The sequence below is a fragment of the Mesorhizobium sp. DxT genome (genome assembly GCF_058448885.1).
In genome coordinates, this window is the sequence record NZ_JBZFLJ010000016.1 from 15,817 (window position 1) to 28,065 (window position 12,249).

Below are 12,249 nucleotides of genomic sequence, written 5' to 3' on the forward strand. Positions count from 1 at the left end.
CAGCAACGATGCGCTTTTCCATCCATACTCTTGGCACACGTGGCGATGTTCAGCCCTATCTTGCGCTGGCTCGAGGGCTGAGGGTGCGCGGTCATGAGGTCCTTCTCGTTGCACCTGCCCAGTTTGCCGATGCGGTCGAAACGCAAGGCGTGGGTTTTGCGCCGCTTCCGAACGAGTTTCTCGCATTGTTGGAGAGCCCGGAGACCAAGAAGATCATAAGCGGCTCGGGTGCGGGCTTTGCAGCAGGTTTCAGATTGCTCAAGCACTACAGGCACCTCATGCGCGGCTTGCTTGATGCGGAATGGGAGGCTGCGCGTGACTTTGATCCTGATGCGATCCTGCATCATCCCAAAGCACTGGGTGCTCCCCATATCGCCGCAAAGCTCGGCGTGCCGCTATTTCTTGCGTCCCCTTTGCCCGGCTTCACACCCACCGCAGCCTTTCCGACGCCACTTCTGCCTTTCGGGTCGCTCGGACCGCTCAATCGCCTGAGCCATTGGCTGATGATCAATGGCGGCAGTATCATCTTTTCTAAAACACTGCGCCGCTGGCGCGTCGAGACACTCTCACTTGCTCCCAGAGATCAAGCAGCGCCGCTTGCCGGGACGCTCTACGGATACAGTCCGAAGGTGATTCCAAAGCCTTCAGATTGGGGGCGGGACATCGCGGTGACCGGTTATTGGTTTCTGGATATGCCCCACTGGACCCCCGATCCTGAGCTTGCAGCGTTTCTGAAGGCTGGCGATTCCCCAGTCTATGTCGGCTTTGGCAGCATGCCAGGGATCGATCCTGAGCGGCTGACTGACATCGTGATCGACGGTCTGCGGCAAGCAGGCAAGCGAGGCCTCATCGCAACAGCCGGGGGAGCACTCGGAACGGCATGCCGATCGCCAGATATTCACGTGATTGCAGGTGCTCCACACGACCGGCTTTTCCCCTTCGTCCATTCGACGCTGCATCATGGAGGTGCGGGGACCACAGGGGCGGCGATCCGTGCGGGCAAGCCGACAACTATTTGCCCTTTTATCGGAGACCAGTCCTTCTGGGCGCGCCGCGTTGCGAACTTGGGTGTCGGACCGGCTCCGATCGACAAACGGGGCATGACCGCCGGTAAACTCGCCGATGCATTCCGGGCGATGGATGACGAGACAATGCGGGTGCGAGCCTCAGTCATTGGCCAGGAGGTGGAAAAGGAGAACGGCATCGCCAATGCCATCTCCTTTGTCGAAGAACGCGTGGCGGAAAGCCCCGTTGGGAATGGGTAGGTTTTGCGATGACTTCCTGCCCGCCCGATTGTGTGGAGGGCATGGGTCACGCCACCGGTCCGGGCCGCAGATACTCCGGAGTCATTCTTGGCTCGGCGCGATCTGGTTGCATAAGCCACGCGCGCATAGATACATCGCGTCGCGCCTGGGCACCGGCTCCCGGTACGGCGGCGGCCTGCCTTGAAGGTGGTGGAGTTGGCCGAACAATTGACGAAGATTACGACTCGTTCGAACCCGGATCACGATTACTTCGCAACCAACTGATCGCGGTGGTGTTTTGGCATCTTGGGCCAATCGGGCCGCCTTCAAGACATCGGCCCGTTTTCGATGAGACCATCAGGATCGCAGGAGTGCGACGTGACTGAGCCATGCAGGAAGGAGTTCGAGGTAGCTGGTACTCGATGCGTCGGCTATCTCTATCAGAGCAAACAGGCCGGTCAGCTTCCCGCGATCATCATGGCGCACGGGTTCAGCGGAACGCAGCAGGGATCGCTCGCCCGCACGGCGCACGATTTTGCCGACGCTGGCTTCACGGTCTTCACCTTCGACTATCGCAGCTTCGGTGAAAGCGACGGGACGCCGCGGCAGGTTATCGAGATTGCCGATCAGCTCGAGGATTGGAAGACTGCGGTGGCGTATACCCGAGAGCTCGAGCGCGTCGATCGCGGTCGCATCGGATTGTGGGGCAGCTCGCTCAGTGGCGCGCATGTCGTCCATGTCGCTGCTAGCGATCCCACAATCGCTGCTGTGGTTGCCCAGGTGCCATTCAACGGGTTTCCTTCAAGAGTCGAAGGGCGCAGGGCGACTGAAAGCCTCGGACTGATGTGGGCTGCTGTGAAAGATCGGGCGCAGGCACTGCTGGGGCGTCCGCCACTCTATGTTCCGGTCGTCGGGCAACCGGGAGAGGGTGCGATCATCGCCACAGAGCGGGCTGACAGGATCGTGGCTGCCCTGCAGGGTACCCATTGGGAAAACAGTGTGGCGCCTCGGGTAATCCTCGACATGATCGTCGGGCATCGCCCAGGTTCGGTAGCACACCGGCTCAAGATGCCGCTTCTCGTCTGCGTGGCCGAGCGGGATGCGCATACGCCGCCGAAACTATCACGCGAAATCGCCGAGCGCGCACCCCGCGGCGAAGTACTGTCGTACGACTGTTCTCATTTCGACATTTACGAAGAGCCTTTGCGCCAGACGATCGTCGCTGACCAGATCGCCTTCTTTAGACGTCCTCTTGGTTGCTATCAGAGGCACTGATAGCAACGGCTTGAGCTAGCGGGCGATCTTCATCCAAGGAAACCGGCCGATTGCGTGCCGCCTGCTAAAGTTGTCCGTTCGCTAGTGTCGCGCTGCCGCCGATCGCCTCACAGGTCGAATGCGCCAGATGCAGCATACCGTTCGGTGTTGCTTCGCAGACTACATCTTCGCGTTCGGACAAGGGAGCAGGCCTGTTTTGGTGTATCGGCCTAGCCTACTTCAGTTAGGACTACTTTTCAGGGGGCAGTCCAATTTGGGTGAGCGATGATCAGGTACGACTTCCTCTTCACCAATTTTTCAGAATTTCTCTCGTTGCGGCGAATTTTATTCGTCCGAGTGGCGAAGGGTGGAGCGTCTCCGTCGCGCCATCCGGCTGCCATCAACGACGCAGACGTTGTGCCTCCGCTTTCGTCGGCCGCCACGGCGGGACGGAGGGTATCGTGACGATAGCGCAAAATCGGAAGGACCTGCTGCTGCAGTCTTGTTCATTATCCGGCGTCTCGAGCGAGCGCAGTTGAAGCGACATTCAACGACGAACAGCACCGATCACGCGCGGCTGCCAACCCTGCATATTCGGATGACGTTGTCGAGGGCCGCATCTTACCTTGCTGCTTCCAGTCCCTTGGTCTTGCTGTCACGGGCCGGTGGGGACACCAGCGATCCTCGAACCTAAGGGAAGATCGACTAGTTCATGGAAGCTTCTTTGCGTTCTCAACGAGACGCGTCGCAGCAAGGCGCAGGCTTTCAATCTCCGCGGTCGACATTGAGGCCAGCAGCTGATCTTCAATCTCTTGGGCGCGTGGAATAATCTGCAGGTAGACTTCCTGTCCCTTAGCGGTCAGGCCCAGAAGGGCCTTCCGACGGTCCCCACGGTCGGTTCGCCTTGTAACGAAGCCGAGCGTGCGCAAATGGTTGATGGCGCGCGTGACCTGTACTTGATCCATTGCAGCGAGTTCGGCCACTTCGCGCCCCGAGAGGGGCGCCCTGAACCCAAGCACTGCCATAACGCGCCATGCCGCGACGGTCATCCCGTATTCACTGCGGTAGATGGCTTCGAGAGCTCGCGAAACGCGATTGGCCACGAACGACAATTGATATGGAAGCCAGTGTTCCAACATCAAACGAAGCGCCCCGTTGTGTAGGTCAGCTTCAGTATCTGTTGTGGCAACGCGCTTGCCGGCCATTCGCAGCTCCCGTTCATGCACTCATTCACGATCTCTCCTAGCAAAATGCATCTACCGATTACAGCGCATCACGCGTCGGGAATTGAAGGCGGCACAACCGGCCCCGACGTTTTCCAGCTTTCGGCATAACCTTCAAACTCCACGCTGTCGGACTGAGGGCTCGAATCGAGCCCGTCGCGGGTGTCGAGCATGACGGCGTACTCCTTGGTGAAGTCATTCTTCGGCTTGTACATGGCTTGTAATGCCTTGGGGTGCGGGCCGTGGGTGAAACCGCAGGGGTGCCAGGTCACCATGCCGGGATGAATGTTGTCACGGGAGAAGAAGTCGCCGTCGTGGTAGAAGACCACCTCGTCGTAGTCGTCGTTGTTGTGGAAGAACGGGACCTTCAGGACAGCCGGGTCTGTTTCAAACGGCCGAGGGACGAAGGTACAGATTGCGAATCGATTGCCGACCCACGTCGTGTGAGCTGAGGGTGGCAGATGATACCGGTGCGAGGATACGGGCCGAATGTCCTTGATGTTGAGACGAACAGGTGCAAGGTCACCGTGCCAACCCACGGCATCCAACGGATTGAACGGGTACTGCACGCTGGAGATGGCTTTGCGTCGCCAGATCAAGACGTCCCAATTTCCTTGCCGCTGATCTTCGAACGCCTCGTCTATCTTGGGCGTGTCGAACAGAGCCTCGTCGTAGAGCGCATGGCGGCCTAGCATTCCACGGTCAGGTGCCTTGATCGCCCCGTTGGTGGACTCCACGAGCAAGAGCGTCAGAGGCGACGTGATCTCAAATCGCCACATTGTCGACCGCGGAATGACGATGTAATCGCCCCGTGTCACCTCAAGATGTCCGTAGTCGCAGTAGAGATGCCCAGCGCCTTCATGGACAAAAAGAAGTTCGTCGCCGTCACCGTTTCGAGCGAGGTAGGGCATGTCCTGCTCGATCTTGAAGATGCGCATTCGGACAAAGGGGTTCGAGACTATGAGAGGTGCGTCCCAAATAGTCTTTCCTAGATCAGATAGTTTTGTCAGATCGAATGCCCGCGGACGAAGCGGCCCGGTCCAATGGGTCCATCCGGTAGGCGGATTGCGATGGTACATCATCGTGGCGGGACCGAAAAACCCCTCGCGTCCCAACTCCCGCTCGAACGTGCCTTCAGGCAGATCTGCGTGTGCCTGGCGAGAGGATTTGCCCTCTATGCGTGGGAAATTGAAATTGTGCGAGCTACCCATCATGTCTCTCCCGAATGTTGTTCGAAAGCCGTTGGTTGGCCACGATTGCCGGGCAACCAAATGAGCCGCTAACCCTCTGCCCCGGCTGGTTTGTAACGATGGAGTGCGCGCCGATCTCCGCAAGCGTGCGTGCGCCCGTCAGGGCCATGGTACGATCGATATCGGCTCTGAAGAGTTCAAGAATCCGTCTTGCTCCGTCCGCACCACCGGCTGCGACCCCGAACAGTGTCGGACGTCCCATCAGAATACCCTGGGCACCTAGGGCCAACGCCTTAACTGCATCCATGCCTCGTCTGACGCCGCTGTCGTAGAGAACGGTCAGCTTGCCACTTGCGCGCTCGGCAATTGCCGGAAGTTGGAACAGCGGCGAGGCAGATGCGCCGAGCTGCCGACCGCCGTGATTGGAAACGACAATGCCGTCGGCCCCGACATTTATGGCCTGAGCCACATCATCGGGCGACAGAACCCCCTTAATGACCAAGGCCCCCTTCCAGAGCCGACGCAGTTCGCGCACGTCCTGCCACGTAACCGCCGGGTCCAGCTGGCTGTCCATAAAGGCAAGCAGCGACAAAGCTCCGGTCGCACCGGCTGCTTCGACCATGTTGACCGGTTGTGGTGCGCCGTTGAAGGCGAGCCGCAAAAGCCAAGGCATGTGCCGCAAGGTGTCGGCAACGGCGGCTGCCGATGGTCGATATGGCAGTGAGAATGCATTGACGAGATCCCGCTCCCGATGCGCTCCAACCGGGCAATCCATTGTAATTACAAGGGTTTCGAAACCTGCATCTGCGGCTCGCTCCATCAGCCGTATGGAAATCGCCCTATCGCGCAAGATGTAGAGCTGGAACCAGTGAGGTCTGCGCGCGGCGTCACCAACCTCTTCTATCGAGGTCGATGACACGGTTGAAAGGGTGAAGGGGACATTCATGGCCTCGGCGGCCTGCATGAGCATCAGTTCGGCCTTCGGCCTTGCCAAACCGGCGAGCCCGGTCGGGCCGACACCGAGCGGCGAGTCGTAGCGCCGGCCAAAAAGAATGGCGGATTGGTCGCGTGCAGACACATCCACACCGACCCGGGGAACCAGGCGGTACGCCTCAAACTGGTCCGAATTCCCCCGCAGAGCGGCTTCGCCATCGGCGCCGCCGTCGATGAAATCAAATACCGCGCGCGGAAGGACGTTTCGTGCTGCGCGGCGGGCCATTTCGACCGAGTGCCAGGACATAGGACGACGAGCCATCATGGATGAGCCAACGAAGCCCGGTGCGGCACCACCACCTGGTTGATCTTTCCGAAGATCGAGCTGCCGCTTGGATCGCGCATTTCGATTTCGACACGGTCACCGAAGCGCAGATAGGGTGTGGTAGCCGCACCGGACTCGATGATTTCGCGAACGCGGCGTTCAACGAGGCAACAGCTTCCGGTGGCAGGATCTACATTGGACACTGTACCGGAACCCAAAAGCGTGCCAGCCGAGAGCGGCCGCGTCTTTGACGCGTGCATGATGAGCGCGGCAAAGTCGAAAGTCAGATCGACGCCTGCGTTGGGATTGCCAAACCGAGCACCATTCAGATGCACGAGAAGCGGCAGCGAAATCTTGGTTCCGTCCCAGGCGCTTCCGAGCTCGTCGGGCGTGACGAGGACCGGAGAAAGCGCACTTTGGGGTTTGCCGTGAATGAAGCCAAAACCCTTCTTGAGTTCATCAGGAATGAGCCCGCGGAGGGAGACGTCGTTCACCAGGCCGATCAGGCGAATAGCCTTGATGGCAGTCGCGCGGTCTGCACCCATGGGGCAGTCGCCCAATACCACGACGACCTCCGCTTCGAAGTCGGTTCCCCAGCTGTCTTCACTGATCACGGGAATCGGCTCGGACGGCGCCAGGAACGCGTCTGAAGCGCCCTGGTACATTACGGGATCCCGATAAAGGTCCTCCGGCATATCGGCCCCGCGTGCGCGCCGAACCAGCGCGACATGGTTCAGATAACCACTCGCGTCGAGCCACTGGTAGGCACGTGGCAAAGGAGCGAGCACTGCGGTGGGATCGAACGGAAATGCCGCGGCGACGTGGCCACCTTCGATGTCGCGCGCAATCGTCTCGAGATAGCCGCTATGGCGCTCCCAGTCATCCAGAAGTCCCTGAACGGTGGCGGGGCCCTCGGGAGGGACTACCGCCTGCCGGAGATCACGGCTTACGAGAATGAGCCTTCCATCCCGCGAACCATCTCGTAGAGTTGCCAGTTTCATTTTCTGACGACGCCCCGTTCGATCTGATCACGCTCGATGGCTTCGAACAGCGCTTTGGCATTGTTGTTGCCGAAGCCTTCATTGCCTTTGCGCTGGATGAACTCGAAGAAGATTGGCCCGATCAGGTTCTTGGAAAACAGCTGAAGAAGAATACACCACGTGCCATCCGGCTCCCGGTCGCCATCGATGAGAATTCCGTTCCGTTGCAGCCGCGCCAGATCCTGGCCGTGGCCGGGCATCCGGTCTTCGACACCGGCGTAATAGGAGTCCGGGATCTTCATGAACGGTATGCCGTTCCCGGCGATCTGTTCGATCGACCCGTTGAGATCGTCGCTCGAGAAGGCGAGGTGCTGAACGCCTTCGCCCTTGTACTGGTCGATATACTCCTGCACCTGCGATTCCTTGTCGGTCGGCTCGTTGACTGGGATGCAGATACGATTGCAGGGGCTCTTCATGGCACGCGTGCGCAGGCCAGTCTTTTCCCCCTTGGTATCGAGGTAAAATACCTCACGGAAGTTGAAGGCATTTCGATAGAAGTCGGCCCATCGATTCATGTTTCCTTCCATCACGTTGTGCGTGAGGTGATCGATCTCATAGAAGCCTGCACCTTTGACATCGCGCAGCGACGAGCCTTGGTGCGGAAGGAATTCGTTCGCCTTGATGCGCTGCTCCTGTTCGCGGGTCATCAGGTAGAGCAGGCTATGACCGATCCCATCCATCGCGAGCGTATCGACAGGCAATTCGCCACGGTCACCGTCATAGACGACGATACCGTTCTCCAGCGAGCGATCGCGGCCCAGCTGGACGTCGGCAACGCGAAAAGAGATCGCAGAGATGCACGGTCCATGTCGTTCTGCGAAGCCATAGCCGTAAGTCGAGGAATCACTGTTGAGAAGGACGTCGATATCGCCTTGACGCCAGAACGTAATCGCCTTTGTCCGGTGCCTGGCGATTTCCTCAAACCCTGACCGCATCAAAACATCTGCGATCGGCTTGGGATCGATCGCGCTGAATTCGATGAAGGGAATGCCATCGGTGCCTACGGGATTTTCGTAAGTCTTCCGAATTTCGAGTTCCACGGGTACGCCCATGATCTATCTCCGCTTATATCTGAAATTAATTTCAAACAGAAACTATTGCGATTTGCAAGGAAATAGTTTCTCGATTTCGCCGCTCTTCAGCTCCCGAACGAGAGCGAACGCTTCGTCACCCGGCTTGCCCACAGGACGCCTGAGAAGCAAACTTTGCCCTCGTTCGGCAAAAATGGGCACAGCGCCGTCCACCGCGAACGGGTGATCAGTCGGCAGTGTATCGAACTGGTCTATGGAACCGATGAAGGTAACATCGCCGTGCGCGGACCTGTGCTCGCGCTCTATCCGATAGTAGCGGCCCGGCGGCAAAGACGCGGCAGGATCCTGCCCCTCAAGCATATCGAAGCTGGCGAGAAATGCTTCTGCTGCTGCACGCGCAATCGCGCTCGCTTCACTGGACCCGTGCCGTCCACATTCGACAACCACGATGGGTATCGACTCTGGCAGTTTTGCTGTCTGGAACAATGCGCGACCTCGGTTTGCAGGCGCAGGAGCGACCACTATGCGTTCGACCGCGGGAGCGAGCAGTCGCGCTACGGCCAGCGATGCCGGGCGCTCCTCGGACACAAGCGCGAAAGTAGATTCATCCTCAGGCATGGAATGAACATCGAGGACGGCGTCTGATTGCCGTAATAGCGGCAGCAACTCGGCAACGCGCCTGCCTTCGTAACTGTCCGGCAGTTGCTCATCCCCCCACAGACGGTTGAGGTCCACGTTCACAAAACGCCTGGGACCACCTTGAGCCTCGTGGGCTTCTTTATTCAGAACGACAATGTGGAGACGCCCGCGCTTCAACCGAAGTTCCGGGCCCAGCACGAAGTCCCGGACTGCCAATCCGCAGACTTCGTCTCCATGCATAAGAACAGATATTGTCAGCGTCGGCCCGGGGGCGGGAGCGGTGACGGTTTCAATGAGTGACAGCGGGAACGTGTTCATAAATTGATTTCTAAATGAAATTATTTCCCATTGCAACTTTTTCGATTGTTTGGCATATTCGCCCTGCCTAACAAGAGGGAGGACTCGATATGGGCTACCGAGGAAGACTATGCGCAGTCACGGCGGTGATGGCCGTAACGACATTTCCGGCCACCGCTGAAACCGTCCTGACGTTCAACAACTTTCTGCCCGCAACGCACGGTCAAACCGTCGACGTGTTTGTCCCCTGGGCAGACAAGGTGGCGGAGGTGACAGAGGGGCGGGTGCGCGTGCAAATGCTACCCTCTACGCTAGCCGCGCCGCCGCGCATGTTCGACCTTGTCGAAAGCGGGGGCGCCGACATCGCTTGGGGCGTTCCCGCCTATACGCCCGGGCGCTTCGTCCTGACCCAAGCCCTCGATCTGCCGTTTTTGGGTGACAACGCCGAGAAGCTTTCGGTTGCCTACTGGAACGTCCACGAGGAGTTCTTCGACGCCGCCGACGAGTTCAGCGGCGTGAAGGTTCTGGCAGTCTATACGACAGGCCCCGGGACCATCTACACGACGGGAACCCCTCCCAAGTCGCTTGCGGAATTCTCCGGCAAGAAGTTCCGCGTCGGGGGTGAAATTCCCTTGCGCGTCGCCGAGGCGCTGGGGGCTGCGGCGGTCAGCGCGCCGTCAAGCGAAGTGTCGGAAATGCTGGCCCGTAATGTCGTGGATGGCGCGTTCTTCACCCACGAGGCCTATGAATCCTACAAGCTCGACGATGTGATCAAAGGCCAGTTCATGGTTCCCGATGGCGCCTATAACGCCGCCGTCTACATCATCATGAACCAAGAGAAGTGGGATTTGCTTTCGGAGGAAGACCGCGAGGCGATCTGGTCGGTTTCTGGAGAGGCGCTCGCAAGGATGGGCGGCCAAGCCTGGGACAAGGCAGACGCCAGCTCGATTGCACTGATGGAAAGCAACGGCGTCGACCGCTTCACCGCTTCGGGAGAGATGCTCGACGAGATCCGGACTCGCCTGCAATCTCTGGAAGCGGACTGGATCAAGCTGGCTGCTGAAAAGAACATCGACGGTGCGGCCGCGCTCTCGCGCTTGCGTGAACTGTCGGCAGCTCAGTAAGGGTCATGCGCCCCTCCACACACACGAAGCGCGCACCCGGGTCAATGAGCGAACCGCCCGCTGATCCGGGTGCACCTGTACGACTGGCAGGCGTGTCCCGGCTGGCGGCCGTCGCTTGCGGGACGGTCGCAGTGGCAGCGCTCGCCATGCTGTGCGGTGTCATGACTGCCGACGTGATAGCCAGGTATGTGTTTACGCGCCCTTTGTCCTGGAGCGGAGAAGTGGTGAAGTTCCTGATGTCAATCATCTTTTTCAGTGCCTTGCCAATCGCCTCGATCAGAAGCGATCACATCGTGGTCGACGTCTTGTCTCGTCGTTTCGTCGGCCGAATGAAGACCGTCTCCGCTTCGTTGGCGAGCCTCGCCTCGGCAGCTCTGATGGCCCTTTTTGCCTGGTATGGTTTCGACTTTGCCGAACGTCTCATGAGGTTTGGGGACCGCACCTTTTCGCTAGGCCTTCCGCTTCATTACGCCGCCTGGGCTGCTGCCGCTGCGTTTGCTGTCGCGGCCGTGGCGTTTTTGCTGCACGCACTGAATGCCCTGGGGAGAGATCGCTGATGCTGGTCGCGGTTCTCACGTTCCTAGGCGTATTTTTGCTGCTTGGTTTCGGCATACCCCTGGCCGTCTCGCTCGGCCTGTCAGGCGTGCTCGGCCTGTTTTTCATCATCGGCCCGAAGGCAGCCGGGGTGATGGTTGCCCAGACAGCGTTCGATATCGCGCATAGCTATACGCTAGCGGTCTTGCCACTCTTTCTCTTCATGGCAAATCTCATTTCACGGGCCGGGATAGTGGGGGCGTTGTTCGATGCGTCGGCGGCCTTTCTTGGCCGCTTGCGTGGGGGACTTGCGATGTCCACGATCGCGGGCTGCGCGGGATTTGGAGCGGTCTGCGGATCGAGCCTGGCGACAGCGGCCACGATGGGGTCAGTCACGCTGCCCCAGATGAAGCGGTACAACTACGATGACGGACTGTCGGCGGGTTCGGTTGCAGCGGGCGGTACTCTGGGCATACTCATTCCGCCCAGTATTCTCCTCGTCATCTATGGGGAAATGACCGAGCAAAGCATCGGCGACCTGTTTATGGCAGGCATCCTGCCGGGCCTGCTTGGTGCGGTCTTATATATCGTCGCCATTGCCGTCGCGGTCCGGGTGCATCCGAAAAAGGCACCCGACCCGGACATCTCGGCGCTGCCGTCACGGTGGGCGGCCCTTGGGGGAATTTGGCCGGTCGCGCTGCTTTTCATGGTGGTTGTGGGGGGGATTTATGGCGGCGTTTTCAGTGCCACTGAAGCGGCCGCGATAGGCGCCGTGGGCGCGTTGCTGATTGGGCTGTTGCGGCGAAATCTGAGCCTCGCTGACATCGCCGGCAGCGCCTACGAAGCGGTGGTTCTGACTGCGGTTCTGCTGTTTGTGCTTATCGGCGCGACACTTCTTTCGAATGTGATGATCTATTCAGGGCTGGCGCAAGCGCTTGTGGACGTCGTCACCATGAGTGGTGTTCCGCCATACGGCGCAATCGTGGTCATCGTGCTGATCTATCTCGTTCTGGGCTGTGTGTTCGACAGCCTTGCCTTGATGCTACTGACCGTTCCTCTTTTTGCTCCGATCGTAGCTGGGATGGGCTTCGATCTGATCTGGTTCGGGATCATCGTTGCGGTTGCGATTGAGGTGGGGATGATTTCCCCGCCGATCGGGATGAATCTCTTCATTATCCGGTCGATTCAGCCTGATATCCCGCTATCAGCCATCTATCGGGGCATCATTCCTTTCCTTGCCGCTGATGCGGTTCGGCTCGCGATCCTCATCTTCATACCGGCCGTTGCGCTCGTGCTGCCTTACACCATGAGGTGAACCACTGGTGCCGGAGCGGACGCCCGGCTGTTCACCGGCCGAAGTTCCATAAGGACGATCGCGTGCCCGTAGTTTTGCGGGCGCGCCCTGGAGGATTAAC

11 protein-coding genes are annotated in these 12,249 nt (G+C 59.2%); 5 read left to right on the top strand and 6 right to left on the bottom strand.

Annotated elements, in window-relative coordinates; all coding sequences use genetic code 11:
* Positions 1 to 8: 8 nt before the first annotated feature.
* A complete protein-coding gene (locus tag ACVJNE_RS22830) occupies positions 9 to 1,265 on the top strand; it encodes a glycosyltransferase (protein ID WP_499569044.1) in 1,257 nt (418 codons plus the stop codon).
* 357 nt (positions 1,266 to 1,622) lie between these two features.
* On the top strand, positions 1,623 to 2,519 hold the full coding sequence (locus tag ACVJNE_RS22835; RefSeq protein WP_499569045.1) for an alpha/beta hydrolase: 897 nt from the start codon (positions 1,623 to 1,625) through the stop codon (positions 2,517 to 2,519).
* Between the two features lie 689 nt (positions 2,520 to 3,208).
* Here the strand turns inward: ACVJNE_RS22835 and ACVJNE_RS22840 are convergent.
* The 6 genes from ACVJNE_RS22840 to ACVJNE_RS22865 all read right to left on the bottom strand — a co-directional run bounded on the left by ACVJNE_RS22840 (position 3,209) and on the right by ACVJNE_RS22865 (position 9,197).
* Positions 3,209 to 3,703 (bottom strand): MarR family winged helix-turn-helix transcriptional regulator, encoded by a 495-nt coding sequence (locus ACVJNE_RS22840; RefSeq protein WP_499569046.1) that lies wholly within the window; start codon positions 3,701 to 3,703, stop codon positions 3,209 to 3,211.
* 68 nt (positions 3,704 to 3,771) lie between these two features.
* The gene (locus ACVJNE_RS22845; RefSeq protein WP_499569047.1) at positions 3,772 to 4,935 is read right to left on the bottom strand and encodes a homogentisate 1,2-dioxygenase; all 1,164 of its coding nucleotides are present in this window, start codon (positions 4,933 to 4,935) and stop codon (positions 3,772 to 3,774) included.
* The gene (locus ACVJNE_RS22850; protein ID WP_499569048.1) at positions 4,925 to 6,169 is read right to left on the bottom strand and encodes an alpha-hydroxy acid oxidase; all 1,245 of its coding nucleotides are present in this window, start codon (positions 6,167 to 6,169) and stop codon (positions 4,925 to 4,927) included. The genes ACVJNE_RS22845 and ACVJNE_RS22850 overlap by 11 nt, the downstream gene beginning before the upstream one ends.
* Positions 6,166 to 7,170, bottom strand: coding sequence for a fumarylacetoacetate hydrolase family protein (locus ACVJNE_RS22855; protein WP_499569049.1), 1,005 nt, complete (start codon positions 7,168 to 7,170; stop codon positions 6,166 to 6,168). Before ACVJNE_RS22855 ends, ACVJNE_RS22850 begins: the two co-directional genes overlap by 4 nt.
* The gene (hppD, locus tag ACVJNE_RS22860) at positions 7,167 to 8,261 is read right to left on the bottom strand and encodes a 4-hydroxyphenylpyruvate dioxygenase (RefSeq protein WP_499569050.1); all 1,095 of its coding nucleotides are present in this window, start codon (positions 8,259 to 8,261) and stop codon (positions 7,167 to 7,169) included. The genes ACVJNE_RS22855 and hppD overlap by 4 nt, the downstream gene beginning before the upstream one ends.
* Positions 8,262 to 8,303: 42 nt before the next feature.
* On the bottom strand, positions 8,304 to 9,197 hold the full coding sequence (locus ACVJNE_RS22865; RefSeq protein WP_499569051.1) for a M14 family metallopeptidase: 894 nt from the start codon (positions 9,195 to 9,197) through the stop codon (positions 8,304 to 8,306).
* Positions 9,198 to 9,286: 89 nt separating this feature from the next.
* On the opposite strand from ACVJNE_RS22865, the gene ACVJNE_RS22870 reads away from it, so the two are divergent.
* From ACVJNE_RS22870 to ACVJNE_RS22880, 3 genes are read left to right on the top strand one after another with little or no spacing between them, the layout of a single operon-like run.
* On the top strand, positions 9,287 to 10,300 hold the full coding sequence (locus tag ACVJNE_RS22870) for a TRAP transporter substrate-binding protein (RefSeq protein ID WP_499569052.1): 1,014 nt from the start codon (positions 9,287 to 9,289) through the stop codon (positions 10,298 to 10,300).
* A 44-nt stretch (positions 10,301 to 10,344) separates the two neighbouring features.
* Positions 10,345 to 10,857, top strand: coding sequence for a TRAP transporter small permease (locus ACVJNE_RS22875; protein WP_499569053.1), 513 nt, complete (start codon positions 10,345 to 10,347; stop codon positions 10,855 to 10,857).
* On the top strand, positions 10,857 to 12,149 hold the full coding sequence (locus tag ACVJNE_RS22880) for a TRAP transporter large permease (protein ID WP_499569054.1): 1,293 nt from the start codon (positions 10,857 to 10,859) through the stop codon (positions 12,147 to 12,149). The genes ACVJNE_RS22875 and ACVJNE_RS22880 overlap by 1 nt, the downstream gene beginning before the upstream one ends.
* Positions 12,150 to 12,249 lie beyond the last annotated feature (100 nt).